General features: G+C 57.3%; 15 protein-coding genes. 3 read left to right on the forward strand and 12 right to left on the reverse strand.

All coding sequences use genetic code 11. From position 1 onward, the window contains the following. Nucleotides 1-15: 15 nt before the first annotated feature. The 5 genes from artM to M2407_RS03275 all read right to left on the reverse strand — a co-directional run bounded on the left by artM (nt 16) and on the right by M2407_RS03275 (nt 3,715). The gene (gene artM / locus M2407_RS03255; protein WP_129940212.1) at nt 16-684 is read right to left on the reverse strand and encodes an arginine ABC transporter permease ArtM; all 669 of its coding nucleotides are present in this window, start codon (nt 682-684) and stop codon (nt 16-18) included. After that, nucleotides 684-1,400, reverse strand: coding sequence for an arginine ABC transporter permease ArtQ (gene artQ, locus M2407_RS03260; protein WP_041414381.1), 717 nt, complete (start codon nt 1,398-1,400; stop codon nt 684-686). Before artQ ends, artM begins: the two co-directional genes overlap by 1 nt. Before the next feature lie 9 nt (nt 1,401-1,409). Next, on the reverse strand, nt 1,410-2,141 hold the full coding sequence (artJ, locus tag M2407_RS03265; protein WP_020826087.1) for an arginine ABC transporter substrate-binding protein: 732 nt from the start codon (nt 2,139-2,141) through the stop codon (nt 1,410-1,412). Between the two features lie 33 nt (nt 2,142-2,174). Beyond that, nucleotides 2,175-2,903, reverse strand: coding sequence for an arginine ABC transporter ATP-binding protein ArtP (gene artP / locus M2407_RS03270; RefSeq protein WP_259216731.1), 729 nt, complete (start codon nt 2,901-2,903; stop codon nt 2,175-2,177). A gap of 263 nt (nt 2,904-3,166) precedes the next feature. Next, nucleotides 3,167-3,715, reverse strand: coding sequence for a lipoprotein (locus M2407_RS03275; RefSeq protein WP_020826089.1), 549 nt, complete (start codon nt 3,713-3,715; stop codon nt 3,167-3,169). Nucleotides 3,716-3,876: 161 nt separating this feature from the next. Between M2407_RS03275 and M2407_RS03280 the strand changes: the two genes are divergently transcribed. Continuing rightward, nucleotides 3,877-4,200: a heavy metal-binding domain-containing protein gene (locus tag M2407_RS03280; RefSeq protein ID WP_020826090.1), complete on the forward strand. Its 324-nt coding sequence runs from the start codon at nt 3,877-3,879 to the stop codon at nt 4,198-4,200. A 38-nt stretch (nt 4,201-4,238) separates the two neighbouring features. On the opposite strand, the gene M2407_RS03285 is transcribed toward M2407_RS03280, so the two are convergent. Then, a complete protein-coding gene (locus M2407_RS03285; protein ID WP_201895546.1) occupies nt 4,239-5,756 on the reverse strand; it encodes a DUF3300 domain-containing protein in 1,518 nt (505 codons plus the stop codon). Between the two features lie 189 nt (nt 5,757-5,945). On the opposite strand from M2407_RS03285, the gene M2407_RS03290 reads away from it, so the two are divergent. Further along, entirely contained in the window at nt 5,946-6,782 is an 837-nt protein-coding gene (locus M2407_RS03290; protein ID WP_259216733.1) for an N-acetylmuramoyl-L-alanine amidase, read from the forward strand. On the opposite strand, the gene M2407_RS03295 is transcribed toward M2407_RS03290, so the two are convergent. Both M2407_RS03295 and M2407_RS03300 read right to left on the reverse strand, forming a co-directional pair. Then, nucleotides 6,783-7,793 carry an NAD(P)-dependent oxidoreductase gene (locus tag M2407_RS03295; RefSeq protein WP_020826093.1) on the reverse strand — a complete coding sequence of 337 codons (1,011 nt, stop codon included), beginning with the start codon at nt 7,791-7,793 and terminating at the stop codon, nt 6,783-6,785. 157 nt (nt 7,794-7,950) lie between these two features. After that, the gene (locus tag M2407_RS03300) at nt 7,951-9,390 is read right to left on the reverse strand and encodes a DUF2867 domain-containing protein (protein WP_020826094.1); all 1,440 of its coding nucleotides are present in this window, start codon (nt 9,388-9,390) and stop codon (nt 7,951-7,953) included. Nucleotides 9,391-9,535: 145 nt separating this feature from the next. On the opposite strand from M2407_RS03300, the gene M2407_RS03305 reads away from it, so the two are divergent. Continuing rightward, on the forward strand, nt 9,536-9,883 hold the full coding sequence (locus M2407_RS03305; RefSeq protein WP_048761815.1) for a DUF1294 domain-containing protein: 348 nt from the start codon (nt 9,536-9,538) through the stop codon (nt 9,881-9,883). Between the two features lie 36 nt (nt 9,884-9,919). On the opposite strand, the gene ltaE is transcribed toward M2407_RS03305, so the two are convergent. From ltaE to hcp, 4 genes are all read right to left on the reverse strand, one after another. Then, entirely contained in the window at nt 9,920-10,936 is a 1,017-nt protein-coding gene (gene ltaE / locus M2407_RS03310; protein ID WP_130015476.1) for a low-specificity L-threonine aldolase, read from the reverse strand. Between the two features lie 172 nt (nt 10,937-11,108). Next, nucleotides 11,109-12,830, reverse strand: a complete 1,722-nt coding sequence (gene poxB, locus M2407_RS03315; RefSeq protein ID WP_020826097.1) for a ubiquinone-dependent pyruvate dehydrogenase — start codon at nt 12,828-12,830, stop codon at nt 11,109-11,111. Nucleotides 12,831-13,010: 180 nt separating this feature from the next. After that, nucleotides 13,011-14,015 carry an NADH oxidoreductase gene (gene hcr / locus M2407_RS03320; protein ID WP_130015477.1) on the reverse strand — a complete coding sequence of 335 codons (1,005 nt, stop codon included), beginning with the start codon at nt 14,013-14,015 and terminating at the stop codon, nt 13,011-13,013. Between the two features lie 51 nt (nt 14,016-14,066). Continuing rightward, a complete protein-coding gene (gene hcp / locus M2407_RS03325; RefSeq protein WP_259216736.1) occupies nt 14,067-15,716 on the reverse strand; it encodes a hydroxylamine reductase in 1,650 nt (549 codons plus the stop codon). Between the last annotated feature and the right edge of the window lie 29 nt (nt 15,717-15,745).

A 15,745-nucleotide genomic window follows, 5' to 3' on the forward strand; every position in this document is an offset into this window, starting at 1 on the left:
CCTGAGGGAGCGGGCTCAGTTGCGGCGCTCGAATGCCAGCGCCCGACGCTCGACCATGCGCATCAACAACGTCAGCAGGCCGTTGACGCACAGATAGACCAACCCGGCAGCACCAAACACCATCACGTCATAGGTACGGCCATACATCAGCTGGCTGTATCCCATCACTTCCATCAGGGTAATGGTGTAGGCCAGCGAGGTGCTCTTGAACACCAACACCACTTCGTTGGAGTAAGACGACAGCGCACGCTTGAAGGCAAAGGGCAGCAGGATACGCAACGACTGGGCACGCGACATGCCAAGCGCTTCGCAAGATTGCCACTGACCGGCGGGGATCGCCCGCACCGCACCGTAAAACAGCTGGGTAGTGTAGGCCGCGCTGTTCAGCGCCAATGCGATCATCGCACACAGCCACGGCTGCGACAGCAGATCCCACAACCACGGATATTCGCGGATCGCCGGGAACTGGCCGGGGCCGTAGTAGATCAGGAAGATCTGCACCAGCAGCGGCGTACCGGTGAACAGGGTGATATAGATTTTCACCAGCGGCGTCAGGATCGGCGTTTTCAGCGTCAGGATCACCGTCAGCACCAATGACAGCAGCAGTGCCACGATCAGCGCGGTAACGGTCAGCGTCAGACTGGTGTGCAGCCCTTTGATAATTTCCGGCAAGAACTCAAACATCAGGCTGGCCCCCGCTCAAAACGCGTGGTGCGCAGTTCAATGCGTTTGATGATGTACTGGCTAAACAGGGTCACCACCAAATAGATGGCCGCCGCGATCACATACCAGGTAAAAGGCTCCTGGGTGCGAGTGGCGATGCTCTTGGTCTGCAGCATCAGATCGTTAACGCTGATCAGCGACACCAGCGCGGTATCCTTCAGTAAAACCAGCCACTGGTTGCCCAGCCCTGGCAGGGCGTGGCGCCACATCTGCGGCATGATCAGGCGAAAGAAAATCGCTGCAGTGCTCATCCCCAGTGCCTGGCCGGATTCCCATTGCCCCTGTGGCACCGCTTTGAGTGCCCCGCGCAATGTTTGTGACGCATAGGCGGAATAGAGCAGGGCGAGGGCAATTACGCCACACAGGAACGGGCTGACTTCAAAATTATCAATCGCCAGCTGGACGGGCAGCTGGAACAGGCCAAAGTTCAGGGTGAAGCCGTCGGACAGCATCAAAAGCAGCTGTGATGAGCCGAAATAGATGAACAGCACCACCAGAATTTCCGGCAGGCCGCGCAACAGCGTAACCCAGGCGGTGCCGAGCCAGCTGACCACTTTCCAGCGCGATGACTCCCAGACGGCAAACAGCATCGCCAGGATCAACCCGAGGATAAGGGCACAAACGGCAAGGCCGACGGTCATCCCGGCGGCGCTTGCTAGAGGTTGAATTTCATTCATGGGGATAGATTACTGCTGGAACCATTTTTTGTAGATGGTTTCGTAAGTCCCATCCTGTTTGATCTTGTCGAGGGCGGCATTGAACTTGCCCTGCAGATCGGTATTTTTCTGGCGAACGGCAATGCCGAGCCCGGTACCGAAGTAGTCTTTGTCGGTCACCTTATCGCCTACCGCGGCCAGAGCGGCATTCTGTTTCAGCCATTCGTTGACCACTGCGGTGTCACCAAATACCGCGTCAACGCGACCATTCTTCAGATCCAAAATGGCGTTCTGATAGCTGTCGTAAGGCACGGTGGTGATTTCAGGGTGCTTATCGGTCAGGTATTTCTGGTGTGTCGTACCGTTCTGCACGCCCACTTTTTTGCCTTTCAGCGCCGCTACGTCGGCAACTTTGCCCTTCTGGGCGACAAACAGCGCGGAGTTGTCGTAATACGGTTTGGTAAACAGCACCTGTTTTTCACGTTCAGGCGTGATGTCCATACCGGCCATGACCGCGTCAAAACGCTTGAACTTCAGGCTTGGGATCAGGCTGTCAAAAGCCTGATTGGTGAAGCTGCACTCGGCCTGCATCTCTTTACACAGGGCATTGGCCAGATCGACGTCAAACCCCTGGATCTTGTTGCCGGCGTCAATAAATTCAAACGGAGGATAAGAAGCTTCGGTAGCGAAACGGATCGTTTCGGCTGCAGAGGCGGAAACGCTGATGCCAGCCAGAACGGCGGCGATTATTAGTTTTTTCATCGCAAACTCCCCAAATTACAGCAAGTAAAATTGTTAGTGTGATAAGTAATTGGCAAACTCGGTGGTCTGCGGCTGCGCAAAGTGGCTGGCATCGCCTTGTTCCACTACGCGGCCGTTTTCCATGTAGACCACGCGGCTGGCGGTTTTGCGCGCCACTTCCACTTCGTGGGTGACGATCACCTGGGTGATCCCGGTGCCGGCCAGCTCGCGAATGATGCTGACGATTTGGGCGGTGATTTCAGGATCCAGCGCGGCGGTCGGTTCGTCGAACAGCAGTACCTGCGGCTCCATCATCAGCGCACGGGCAATGGCCACGCGTTGCTGCTGGCCGCCGGAAAGGTGCAGCGGGAAACGGTCGGCAAAATCGGTCAGGCGCAAACGCTTCAGCAACTTGTCGGCACGCTCCATCGCCTGAGCCTTGGTCAGGCCAAGCACGCGACACGGCGCTTCGATCAGGTTTTGCACCACGGTAAGGTGAGGCCAGAGATTATATTGCTGGAATACCATGCCGACGTTCTGACGCAGCTCACGAATGGCTTTCTCGCCAGGGGCCTGCTTGAAGTCGAATTGATTGCCGGCGATCTGCAACTGACCCGAGCGCGGCATTTCCAGCAGGTTCAGCACCCGCAGCAATGAACTTTTCCCCGCGCCGCTTGGACCCAGCAGCACTAAAGTTTCCCCTGCTGGGCAATCCAGCGTGATGTCAAACAGCGCCTGATGTGCGCCGTAATAGCAGTTGATACCGTTAAGTTGAATGCTCATGCGCCAGAATTGAATAGATATTGATGCCGCGAATGTTAACTTCCACAGAATACTTATGCAATCTTTGTGCGTTAAAATTTATTACTGCGCGGCAGGATAGTAAAAGAATAGCACAAGATACCGCGAGTCAGGTTCGAAGGGGGGATTTGTCGTGCACGCTGTGAGGTATGTAGCGAAAATTCTCAAAGTGAACGAATGTTGAGCGGAATCAAGGCATTTTTTTACCCACCGGCATCAAGCAGATGACGGTGGGGCGTGTGAGCTTACTGGTTTTCCAATACCTGACGCAGCGTCCCGCTGGCGGCATGCGGCGGCACGTTCAGATAGCGGATATCATCCACCACCCAACAGGTGCCTTCACGCACCATCAGCACCTCATCCTGCCAGTTGACCGCGCTGCCGCCGTCCTTCTGGTAGCTGAGCTGTACGCGCAATGGAATATTTTTTGCGTCGGTATTCGGGATGGTAGAAGCGCTGGCGACGGTGGCGCTGGTCGGTCCCTGCGCGTTGCCGGTAAACAGATCGCCAGTGACCTGATGTTTGCCCGGGTTCTGGTTGGCGGTAACCAGATCCTGATACAGCACTTTACTCAGGTAAGGTTGCAACTGCGCCAGACGGTTGCTGTCGGGCAGGGTGGTAGCGGCGCCCTGTTGCAGGCGCAGATCGTAAAATTTCTGTGCGACCGTATCCGGGCCGCCTTCCACACAACCGCCGGTACGGGAGCCGATATCCTTGAATGCCGGTTCGACGGTGGTGCAGGCACTCAGTAACAGCGCTAAGGGCAAAACAGCCGCAATCGTTTTTGTTTTCATCTCATTACCTTATGTGAAAGTCTCTACCATGAAGACCATTAGCCTACAGTATAAATGCGATTTCTGGCCTTGCATTCGTACTGCGTGCCATTTCAATACAGAACATAATGCCAAATCAATGGTCAGATAAGTGCGATGAATCAATCAAGCAAGGAGTTTTCATGCAGCTTTCCACTACCCCGACCCTGGAAGGGTTTACTATTACCGAGTACTGCGGCGTTGTCACCGGCGAGGCCATTTTGGGCGCGAATATTTTCCGCGATTTTTTTGCCGGCGTGCGCGACATCGTGGGCGGCCGTTCGGGCGCTTATGAGAAAGAGCTGCGTAAAGCGCGCCTGATTGCCTTCCGGGAGTTGGAGGAGCAAGCGAAAGAATTGGGCGCCAATGCGGTGGTAGGCATTGATATCGATTACGAAACCGTGGGTAAAGACAGCAGCATGTTAATGGTGACCGTCAGCGGTACCGCGGTGAAAGTCAGCCGCTAATCCTTTCTTTGCCCCCGGCCAAGGCCGGGGGCATTCGTTTATCCTACTTTGTGTTCTTCCACTTTTAGCGGGCGATGTTCCTGCGGTTTGGCCGCTGGGGCAGGGTGATGCTGTGCCTGTTGAATCTGTGGCTGATGGAACGGCGTTGGTGCGCTATGCGACATCATGGCATTTGGCCGTGGTTGAACCGGCTGTGGGCGAATAACGTTAGCCTTGGGCGCGACGTGTTCGACAGGTTTAACGGCCGGCAACTGCGCCCTTTGCTGTACGCTGACAGGTGTCGGTAGATGTTGTTCAGGCGTACGAGCCGGTCGCATCTCGGCCTGATGAACGGGGGCCGTGACTGTCGCTGGGTGCGGGCGCACGGCTGCCGGTGTTGAATGAGCGAAACTCGGCAGGGTCATTGGCTGCTGAACATGGGCGACCGGTGTCATCGCATGGGGCGCTGGCGTAGCTGCATGGGCAAAGTTCGGCGCCGTCATCGGCTGGCGTTCATTGGCTGCGACGGGCGGCGTAAAATGTGGCTGTTGCAGGTTGGCAACCTTAGGGGCTGCATAAGGCGTTGGTGCGGCAAAATGCGGCACCTGATTGACTGGCGCATTGTGATAGTTATTCACCGTGGTGCTGCGATTCACATTATTGTATTGGTTGATATTGGTGACACGGTTAATCACCGTGGTGGAGTGCGAGATATAAGGCGCATTGTTATAGACCACCGGTTGACGCCGATCATTCCAGCGCACGTCCCAGCTATGCCAGTTGTCATGATGCTGATTGATCAATGCCCCGACCGCGACGCCCACGCCAAAACTGATCACGCCTGCCGCCAGCATATCGCCACTGCTATAGCCTGAGGCACTCTGATAGTGATAGCTCGGGTAGGCCGGGACAGGTTCGCCATAGGCCACCCAGGGATCGTAACGCGGCACGTAAACCACATCCGGTTGGCTGGGTTCGATGACAATGGTTTGCGCTGGCGCAACCACGACGCTTTGCGGATAGGGTTGCGGTTCCACGTAACGGGTTGCAGGCGTGATGACCACCCTTTGTTGCGGCGACGTTTTCAGCGTGCCTTTGGCGGCGGCACGTTGGCGCATGACCTGAATGGCGTTCATCACGTCGGTAGGGTCGTTGAGATAAGCGCTGCCCAGCGCGGTGGTCCAGGGAATATTTTTAGCCATCTGATCCAGCACGTCAGGAAATTGTACCAAACCGCGTACGCTGGGGTCCCAGGGTTGAGCGCCAGCGGCTGCGGTGAGCGCGGCCGGTTGCAGCCCCCGGTTTTGCGCCAGCCAGTTATCCGCCGCGCTGATTTGATCGGGATAACCCGCACCGGCCAGCACCTGCGCCAACAGTTTGTCAGGAAAAAGCGCCACCGGGCTGACCAGTTGATACAATTGATCGGCACTCAGTGGCGTATAGGTTGATGCTGCCGCGGGCGTGGCCACAGCAGGCGCGCTTCCCCCCATGGTATTAGCTACCGTTTTTTGGTCACAGCCGCTGAGCGGCAGCATGGCGATGCAGATCAGCCAGGCGACAGGGTTGAGCTTGAACATGAGCGACTCACTTTTATCAGCGCAGGTAATACTATGAAGCTATCATCTGCCATGGAGTCCGCCAGCGCGGCGCAACACTCACTTGCACATCTGGCCTCTCTGTCATCATTTATTGATTAACTTGATTATTGGATACAGATTAATCAATTTGAGTTACAAATTTGAGCCGCTCGACGGCAGGAGGGATTCGTGAAAATTTGGCCAGGGATATTTGTTGCCGCATTGCTTGCCGGCTGCCAAAGCGCACCGCAAAGCACCACCATAGACCGGGGCGACTATCAGTTGGAAACCCTGCATCAGGCGCAGGGAGCAGACCAGCGCATTCGTTTTCTGGTGATGCATTACACCGCAGAAGATTTCCATTCCTCGCTTAAAACCCTGACGGATGAACACGTCAGCGCGCACTATCTGCTGCCCGCGCACCCGCCATTGGTTCAGGGCAAACCGGTGGCGTTTCAACTGGTGCCTGAAGCCCTGCGCGCATGGCATGCCGGGGCCAGCACCTGGCGCGCCAGAACCAACCTGAACGATACCTCGATAGGGATTGAAATAGTCAATCGCGGGTTCAACCGGACCCTGTTGTTTACCCATTGGCAGCCCTATACGCCACAGCAAATAGCCCTGTTGATCCCGCTGAGCCGCGATATCATCCAACGCTATGGCATTCAGCCGACAGACGTAGTGGGGCACAGCGATATAGCGCCCCAACGCAAACAGGACCCGGGTCCGTTATTCCCCTGGCGGCAACTGGCGCAGGCCGGTATTGGCGCCTGGCCGGACGAGCAGCAGGTGCAGAAGCTACTGGCCGGCCGCGACAAGCAGGCGGCCGTGCCCCTGGCCCCCTTGATCGAAAAGCTGGCGCGTTACGGTTATGGTATTGACGCTCGGTGGGATGTCAGGCAGCAGAAGAACGTGCTGGCGGCGTTTCAGATGCATTTCCGGCCCAGCGATTATCGCGGTGAGCCGGATGCGGAGACGGAGGCGATCGTTGATGCCTTGCTGTTGAAGTACGGGGCAGCTCGCTAATTAAAGGCCGTGCAGTTTACCGTGTTCTTTTAGCCAGCGAGCGGTGCGGGAAATGCCTTCATCGAGCGAAACTATCGGCCGGTAATCCAACTCCTGCTGGGCACGAGTGGTGTCCAGCGTCAGATCAAAATTGAGCTTGGCGACCCCATAGTGGGTCAGTACCGGCTCTTTCTCGCTTTTGCTGCCGAGTTTCTCCATACCGCGCGCCATCATATCGAGCATGGGATAGGGCACAGAGCGGATCCGGCACTTCATCCCCAACTCGTCAATTAACTGCTGCACCACGCTGTGCAACTGACGTGGCTGCTGATTGGTGATGTTATAAGCGCGGCCGGATGGGGTATTTTCTTTCTGGGTGGCCAGCCACATGGCGTGCACCGCGTTTTCCAGATAGGTCATGTCCACCAGTGCCGCGCCGCCGCGTGGCAGCAGCAGGTTGCCGTAGCGTTTGATCATCTGCAACAGGCGCGGCAGCATCACTTTGTCATGCGGCCCGAACAACCCCTGAGGGCGCAGGATGGTGAAGTGGGTTTGCGGGTTGGACATCGCCAACTGCTGGATCACCTGTTCACCGGCGGCTTTGCTGCGCGCAAACTCGTTGGCATAGCGCGCGGGGCGGAAGTCTTCGGTAATGTTGCGATGGTGATGGTAATCGAAGTAGATCGCCGGCGAAGAGATATGGATAAACTGCGAAACGCCGTAGGCCGCTGCCCACTCGCCCAAACGACGGGTAGCGCGCACATTGGCCAGTTCGAAGGCTTCTTCGGTGCCCCATGGCGAGGTGAAGCTGGAACAGTGCCACAGCACGTCCACGTCGGCCAGCATGGCTTTGGCCTGCGATGAGATCAGGTTGGTGAGATCGGCATGAATGAATTCCGCGCCCATTTTTTCCAGCAGACTGCCCATGGCCTGGTTGCGGCCGGTGGCACGCACTTTAATGCCCTGGCGGCGGAGATATTCAACGGCGTTACGGCCTAACCCACTGGTTGCACCGGTGACCAATACCTTCATAACGAACTCTATTCTCACCAAAAATCAGAATGCTGACTGCCTTCAGCGGCGTTCCAGCAAATAAGATGCCATTCTTCCGTTATTTCGTGCGCTATGCAATCGGAAAGGCCCTAACCGCAGCAGTAAACTGTGCGGTTGATCGACAAATAAGCGATGGTCAGGACATATTGCGCGGGTTCTCTTCGGCCAGCCTGGCGATACGGCGCGCCATACCGCGAAAAATGAACAGGTGAGCGGGCATCATGGCGAACCAATACAGCAGTCCGCTAAAACCGGCAGGGTGCCACCAGGCACGCACATCCAGGGTGCGGTGGTCGCCATGATCTTTGATGGTGAATACCAGCCGGCCCAGCCCCGGCGCTTTCATGCCGAACAGCAACGCCAACTGCCGCAGCGGTTTAATGGTGATGACCTTCCAGCCATCGACCAGGTCGCCAATGGCCAACGTCTCACGCTGGGGGCGGCCATAAACCACGCGATTGCCGATCATATCGTCCATGCGGGCACGGATTTTCCACAGGATATTGGCGTAAAAATAGCCCTCTTTCCCGCCCAGTTGCTGCACCGTATGCCACAGCGCCTGGCTGGAGGCCTGGGTTTCCAGCGAACAGCCCGCCTGTTTCGGGTAGAAGCCATAGCCTGGTCGCCAGCGGGCTCGTGCTTCCGGATCGTAGCCCCAGTCGGCGGAGTCGACCACTTCTTCCTCGCGCCGCAGGGTAGCTGTCACCGCCTGATCGAAGGTTTGCAGCGTCTGCGGGATCAGAGCCTGTAGCGGTTTACCGTCGGCGGGAAGATCGTGGTTCAACCCCTGGATCAACGCATTGGCGATCGAGGTGGGCACCGAGGTGATCATGCTGATGAACCATACCGAGATAAACCGGGTGGGCAAGGGTATGGGGATCAGCCAGCGTTTTTTGCCGCTGATGGCAATGAAGCGTTCAAACATTGTTTGATAACTGATGTACTCCGGGCCGGCGACGTCAAAAATGCGGTTTTCTTCCGCCGGGTGCGCCAGCAGATCGGCCAGATACACCAGCAGATTTTCCAACGCGACCGGCGAAGATTTGGAACGCACCCAGCGCGGCGGGGTTAGCACCGGCAGGTTGTAGACCATATCGCGCATAATTTCGAAGGCCGCCGAACCGGGACCGACAATGATGCTGGCGCGCAGCTCGGTGACCGGTACGCCGCTCTGGCGCAAGATCTCCCCGGTCAGCTTGCGTGCCACCAGGTGCGGTGAACTCTCGCCTTCCGGCTGCAGTGCACCGAGAAAAATGACCTGTTTTACGCTGGCGTTGCGTAGCGCATCGCGCAGATTCTCCGCCGCCTGGCGTTCTTTTTCGATAAAGTCATCACCGTCGCCCATACCGTGGATCAGATAATAAACGGCGTCGATCTCCCACAGCGCGGCGGTCAGGGTTTCTGGTTGGTAGACATCCACGTACTGGCAGTTGACCTGCGGCCAATGCTGCTCCTGAAGCCATTCAAGGCGGCGCGCGGCGGCGGTAATGCTGTGTCCCTGTTCGATCAGGTGGGGGATCAGGTTCTGGCCAATATAGCCGCTGGCTCCAAGAACCAATACGCGTTGAGGTGTCATTAGCGCTGCCTTATGCAGTGGAAGTCGATGACAGCATGCCAAACTCAGGGTTTAAATGCACTTTTTGTGTGGTTATGCGGGCATTGCATCCACCTTAAGGCAGCGTCACACTACGCACCGTTTGTCTGTGCTAAGCCGAAAAAATATGAAACTCAATGCCGTTTGTTATGCCCTGTTAGGTCTGGCGCTGATCGCCAGTTTATTTTTCCTGCATCCGATTTGGATGTGGTGGCTGTTGGCTAACCTGCTGACGTTATTGGTGTACGGTGTCGATAAACTGGCCGCGCGCAAGGGTTGGCGTCGGGTGCCTGAAATCACGCTATGGGTGTTCGGGCTGGTGGGTGGCTGGATTGGGGCGATCGTTGCGCAGCAATTGTTCCGTCACAAAACTCAAAAACAGCCGTTCAAAAGTTGGTTTATCTTCAGCGTGGTGTTGAACGTCGTGGCGACGTTGGCGATCTGGTACTGGGTTTACGGCCGCTGGATCCTCTAAAACACGGGGCGTGTTAGCGCCCCGTTGAGGCATGCATCAGGCGTGCTGCTTGAGGAATTGTTGCCACAAATCGACCACGTGCTGTAAATCCTGACGGCTGACGTCGAGGTGGGTCAAAATGCGCGTCAGCGGCCCGCTGCTGATCAGCACGCCGCGCTCGCGCATCCAGGGGCCCAGTTTTGCCGCCAATTCAGGGGACTGACGCAGGTACAGCACGTTGGTTTGCGCGCCCGGCTCGGCGATCTCCACGCCAATGTTTTGCAACTGCTGCTCCAGCCACTTGGCGTTATCGTGATCTTCCCGCAATCGTTCGACATTATGCTCCAGCGCATAGAGTCCCGCGGCGGCCAGAATACCGGCCTGACGCAGGCCGCCGCCGGTCATTTTGCGCCAGCGTATCGCCTGCTGAATAAAGGCTTCGCTGCCGCACAACAACGAGCCTACCGGTGCGCCCAGCCCTTTCGACAGGCAAATGGTGAAGGTGTCGCAATACTGCACGATCTCTTTCAGCGGCACATTCAGCGCAACTGCGGCGTTGAAGATGCGCGCCCCGTCGATATGCAGTGCCAGCTTGTGTTCACGGCTGAATTGCCAGGCCTGTTGCAGGTACCCCAGCGGTAACACGCGGCCGCTGATGGTGTTTTCCAGGCTCAGCAGACGGGTTCTGGCAAAGTGAATATCATCGGGTTTAATTGCCGCCGCGACCTTGTCCAGCGGCAGGGTACCGTCCGGGTTGGCTTCAATCGGCTGCGGTTGGATGCTACCCAGTACCGCGGCACCGCCGGCTTCGTATTTATAGTTATGCGCCTGCTGGCCGACGATGTATTCGTCACCGCGCTGGCAATGGCTCAGCAGCGCTACCAGGTTTGCCTGGGTGCCGCTTGGCAAGAACAGCGCCGCCTCTTTACCGGACAGGCGAACCGCTTCCGCTTCCAGTGCGTTGACCGTGGGGTCATCGCCATAAACGTCATCACCGACTTCGGCCTGGGCCATGGCTTCACGCATAGCGGCGCTGGGGCGGGTTACTGTGTCGCTGCGTAGATCAATAAGCATAAAAATTCCTTATCCCCTTGATCTTTCAAGCCGCAGCGTTGTTGGCTGCAACTTAAAATCTATTGGGGATAGCTAATGTGAAAGAGAATGCGGTTTTCATCATAGCCAGATTTTCTGATGACAAAAGAGAAAAAATACCGGGAACAGCGATCGTTGTTCCCGGGGTGGGTCATTAACGCAACCAGTTGGTTTTTGCCAGTTCGACCACTTCGTCGCCGCGGCCGTTGATGATCGCCCGCAGCATATACAGGCTAAAGCCCTTGGCCTGCTCGAATTTGATCTGCGGCGGCATCGCCAGTTCCTGCTTGGCGGTGACGACATCGAGCAATGCCGGGCCGGGGTGCGCCAGCATTTCCTGCAGTGCGCCGTCCAGATCCGACGCTTTCTCCACGCGAATGCCCTTGATGCCGGCGGCATTGGCTATCGCCGCAAAGTCAGGGTTATGCAGGTCAGTGCCGTCGGTCAGGTAGCCCCCGGCCTTCATTTCCATGGCCACGAAGCCCAAAACGCTGTTGTTGAAGATCACAATCTTGACCGGCAGTTTTAGCTGGGCCAACGACAGGAAGTCGCCCATCAGCATAGTGAAACCGCCGTCGCCGCACATGGCTATCACCTGCTTGTTCGGTTCGGTTGCCTGTGCGCCAATCGCCTGCGGCATGGCGTTGGCCATCGAACCGTGGTTGAACGAACCGAGCAGGCGGCGCTTGCCGTTCATTTTCAGATAGCGGGCCGCCCATACCGTCGGCGTGCCGACGTCGCAGGTGAAGATGGCGTCGTCGCTGGCGTACTGGCTGAGCTGTTGCGCCAGATACTGCGGGTGAATAGGCTGATCGTCATTGGCGGTGGCCAGGCCGTCCAGATCTTTGCGCGCGTTGCGGTAGTGCTCCAGGGCCTTGTCGAGAAAGGCACTGTCGCTCTTGGGTTCCAACTGCGGCAGCAGGGCGGTCAGGGTGGTGTTGATGTCGCCCACCAGCGCCATATTGACCGGGCAGTGCGCCCCGATACTGCCTGGGTTGATGTCGATCTGAATGATATTGGCGTTGGTAGGATAGAAGGCGCGGTACGGGAACTGGGTACCGAGCAGCACCAGGGTATCGGCGTTCATCATGGCGTGATAGCCGGAAGAGAAACCGATCAGACCGGTCATGCCGACGCTATAGGGGTTGTCCCACTCGATATGCTCTTTACCGCGCAAAGCATGCACCACCGGTGCCTGCAACAGTTCGGCCAGCTTGACCACTTCATCATGAGAACCGGCACAGCCGCTGCCGCACATCAGCGTAATATTTTTTGCCTTGTTAAGGGTTGCGGCCAGCTTGTTCAACTCGCTCATGGGGGGCTGCACCAGCGGCAATGCCGGAGTGTGCCACACCATGCTGGCGTCTTCCGGTGCCATGCGCAGCGCCACGTCCCCCGGCAGCACAATCACCGAGACCCCGCGATTGAGGATCGCTTTGCGCATGGCAATCTCCAGCACCCGCGGCAGCTGTTCCGGGTTGGAAACCAGCTCGCAGTAGTGGCTGCATTCGCGGAACAGTTCTTGTGGGTGAGTTTCCTGGAAATAACCGCTGCCAATCTCGCTGGAGGGAATATGGGCGGCAATGGCCAGTACCGGTACGTGGTTGCGGTGACAATCGAACAGACCGTTGATCAGATGCAGGTTACCTGGCCCACAAGATCCGGCGCAGACCGCCAGTTGGCCGGTAAGCTGGGCTTCCGCACCGGCGGCAAAGGCAGCGACTTCTTCGTGGCGCGTACCCAGCCATTCGATGGTGCCCATACGGTGCAGGCTGTCGCTGAGGCCGTTAAGTGAATCGCCGGTGACGCCCCAAATGCGTTTCACACCGGCCTGTTCCAGAGTTTTGGCGATCAGCGTGGCTACGGTTTGCTTCATACTTCCCCCAAACATGATAGAAATACCCTTGATTTTCAATCGTCTGAATTCCTCGGGTATGGCTTATTGATTATTGAGCAGATGAACGTAATAAAAGCGCGCAACCGGGAAAGTGTAGAAGGGGAGTGCCAAGCCTGCTTGCCGATAAATGCCCCATCATTGGCGATGGGGCGGTAAGCGTCAGGCGAGGGTAACGTCGCCCTGCAGTTGGCAACTGCAGGCCAGCACATAGCCCTGGGCGATTTCAGCCGGTGTGAGCGTCATGCTGCTGGTGGTGGTGTAGTCGCCTTCGAGAATGCGCGTTTTGCACGAGCCGCATACCCCGGCGCGACAGGCCGCATTGACCGGCAATGCGTTGGCTTCCATCGCTGCCAGCAGCGTGCTGCCTACCGGGACGTGGTATTCACCCAACGGCCGGGCGGAGCGCAGCATTAAAGTTGCACCTTGCCCGCTATCGGTTTCCGCCGGGGTATGAAACTGTTCTTTGTGAAAGCGGGAAGCCGGCACGCCAAGCTGCAGGCACAGTTGCTCCGCCTGGGTCATATAAGGCGCAGGACCGCAGGTCATCACCCTGCGTTCGGTGATATCCGGCGCGACCTGGCGCAGCACTTCGGCACTGATCCGCCCGCTGAGATACCCTGGCTGGATATCTTGTTCGGCCACCAGCGTCAGCCGCAGTTGCGGATGAGCGGCACAAAGCTCGCGCCACTGCTCGGCGAAAATGGTATCGGCAGGGGTGCGTACGTTAAAGATTACGGCGACATCACAGGCCGGACGATTGGCCACCAGCCAGCGACACATGGAGATGATTGGCGTGACGCCACAGCCGGCAGCCAACATCAGGTAGCTGTCGGCCGGGTGTTGTTCACAGCTGAACTCGCCTTGGGCGTCAGACAGCCACAGGGTGTTGCCGGGTTTAACCTCACGCGTCAGCCAACGGGAGCCGATGCCGTCCGGCAGGCAACGTACGCTGATGCTGAGAAAACGGCTTTGGCCGGGGGAAGAGGACAAGGTATAGGCGCGCAGCGTCTCTTCGCTATTGCGAATGCTGACCAGCGCAAACTGGCCGGCTTGATAAGGGTAAAAAACGTCGCAGATCAGGTTTAACGTCCAGACGTCGGCGGTTTCCTGTTGGATCGAATGGACCTGCATACGGTTAGGACAAAGTGGGCTGGGCTGGGTCATAGGGCACCTCAAAAGCAAAGGGGCCGGCATCTGCGGCCCCAAAAAACGGGATCAACCAAGCAGGGCGTGCAGGTCCTGCTCAACGGTAGTAATCGGACGCATGCCGAACTTGTCGTTGAGGATCGCCATCAGGTTCTCGGTCAGGAAACCCGGTGCCGTCGGGCCGGTGACAATATTTTTCACCCCTAACGACAGCAGCGTCAGCAGGATGACGATCGCTTTCTGTTCAAACCAAGACAGGACCAGGCTGAGTGGCAGTTCGTTGACGGTACAACCGAGCGTATCGGCGAGTTTGACCGCCAGCATGATGGCAGAATAGGCGTCGTTGCACTGGCCGACATCCAGCAGGCGCGGCAAGCCTTCCAGGGTGCCGAAATCCAGCTTGTTGAAGCGGTATTTGCCGCAGGCCAACGTCATGATCAGGCAGTCTTGCGGGACGCTGCGGGCAAAATCGGTGAAATAGCTGCGTTCATCGCGGCTGCCGTCACAGCCACCCACCAGGAAGACGTGACGCAGTTTCTTTTGCGCCACCAAATCGATCACCGTATCGGCAGCGTTGAGCAGCGTCTGGCGGCCAAAGCCGACGGTGATCATATGTTCGATTTCGGTATACGGGAACCCCTTCATGCCTTGTGCCTGGTCGATCACCTGGGTGAAGTCATCTCCTTCCAGATGGTTGACGCCCGGCCAGCCGACGATGCTGCGCGTCCAGATGCGATCGCCGTAGTTGCCGACGTTAGGATCGATAATGCAGTTGGAGGTCATCACGATAGGACCGGGGAATTTGGCAAACTCGGTCAGCTGGTTCTGCCAGCCGCTGCCGTAGTTCCCCACCAGATGTTTGAATTTTTTCAGCTCCGGGTAGCCGTGTGCCGGCAACATTTCGCCGTGGGTATAGACATTCACGTCCTGCCCTTCTGTTTGCTCGAGCAACATGCGCAGATCTTTCAGATCGTGACCGGAGATCAAAATGGCTTTACCCGCCACCGGACGGACATTTACCGCGCTGGGCAGCGGATCGCCATAGGCCTGCGTTTCACCGTGGTCGAGAATGGCCATCACGTTGAAGTTCATCTTGCCGATGCCCATCGCGTTGTTGAGCAGGGTATCCACATCACGCGGCTGGGTGCCGAGCCAGGCCATAAAGGCGTGATAGTCGGCGTAAATCTGGTCGTCATATTGACCCAATACGTGGGCGTGCTCCATATAGGCCGCCGCGCCTTTCAGGCCGTACAGGCAGAGCATGCGCAGGCCGTGCACGTCGTCGCCGACCTCGGCTTTATCGGTATTCAGAGCGAACTGAGCCGCCTGTTGCAGCAGTGTAGGCATATCGTCACCGGCCAACTGCAACGTGGCTAGTGGATGATCGACGCTTACGCCGGCATCCAGCAGGCGGCAACGTGCCGCCAGTGATTCGCGCAGGGTGATAGTTTCGCGTGCATAACCGATGATGCGGTCAGAATCGAAGTTGACGTTGGTCAGGGTGGAGAAGAAGGCGCGCGGGGCAAAACTGTCGATATCATGATCGACGATCCCGAGAGCCCGTGCCTGCAGAGCCCAGGCTGACAGCCCTTGTAATGCCGCTACCAGCAGATCCTGCAGGTCCGAAGTTTCCGCCGTTTTACCACACATGCCCTGGGCATAAGAGCAGCCGTTGCCTGCCGGGGTACGAATGGTTTGTTCACATTGCACACAGAACATAATCGCTTCCTTTTTTAAAGTTGCATTTA

It is taken from the genome of Serratia sp. BIGb0234 (assembly GCF_024809915.1).
Classification (GTDB): domain Bacteria; phylum Pseudomonadota; class Gammaproteobacteria; order Enterobacterales; family Enterobacteriaceae; genus Serratia; species Serratia liquefaciens.

Coding starts and splice junctions, on each gene's coding strand:
- hcr (WP_130015477.1), bottom strand. CDS start 14,015: ATGACCCAGCCCAGCCCACTTTGTCCTAACCGTATGCAGGTCCATTCG.
- M2407_RS03305 (WP_048761815.1), top strand. CDS start 9,536: ATGAAACTCAATGCCGTTTGTTATGCCCTGTTAGGTCTGGCGCTGATC.
- M2407_RS03285 (WP_201895546.1), bottom strand. CDS start 5,756: ATGTTCAAGCTCAACCCTGTCGCCTGGCTGATCTGCATCGCCATGCTG.
- artM (WP_129940212.1), bottom strand. CDS start 684: ATGTTTGAGTTCTTGCCGGAAATTATCAAAGGGCTGCACACCAGTCTG.
- ltaE (WP_130015476.1), bottom strand. CDS start 10,936: ATGCTTATTGATCTACGCAGCGACACAGTAACCCGCCCCAGCGCCGCT.
- M2407_RS03280 (WP_020826090.1), top strand. CDS start 3,877: ATGCAGCTTTCCACTACCCCGACCCTGGAAGGGTTTACTATTACCGAG.
- hcp (WP_259216736.1), bottom strand. CDS start 15,716: ATGTTCTGTGTGCAATGTGAACAAACCATTCGTACCCCGGCAGGCAAC.
- artQ (WP_041414381.1), bottom strand. CDS start 1,400: ATGAATGAAATTCAACCTCTAGCAAGCGCCGCCGGGATGACCGTCGGC.
- artJ (WP_020826087.1), bottom strand. CDS start 2,141: ATGAAAAAACTAATAATCGCCGCCGTTCTGGCTGGCATCAGCGTTTCC.
- M2407_RS03300 (WP_020826094.1), bottom strand. CDS start 9,390: ATGACACCTCAACGCGTATTGGTTCTTGGAGCCAGCGGCTATATTGGC.
- M2407_RS03295 (WP_020826093.1), bottom strand. CDS start 7,793: ATGAAGGTATTGGTCACCGGTGCAACCAGTGGGTTAGGCCGTAACGCC.
- artP (WP_259216731.1), bottom strand. CDS start 2,903: ATGAGCATTCAACTTAACGGTATCAACTGCTATTACGGCGCACATCAG.
- M2407_RS03275 (WP_020826089.1), bottom strand. CDS start 3,715: ATGAAAACAAAAACGATTGCGGCTGTTTTGCCCTTAGCGCTGTTACTG.
- poxB (WP_020826097.1), bottom strand. CDS start 12,830: ATGAAGCAAACCGTAGCCACGCTGATCGCCAAAACTCTGGAACAGGCC.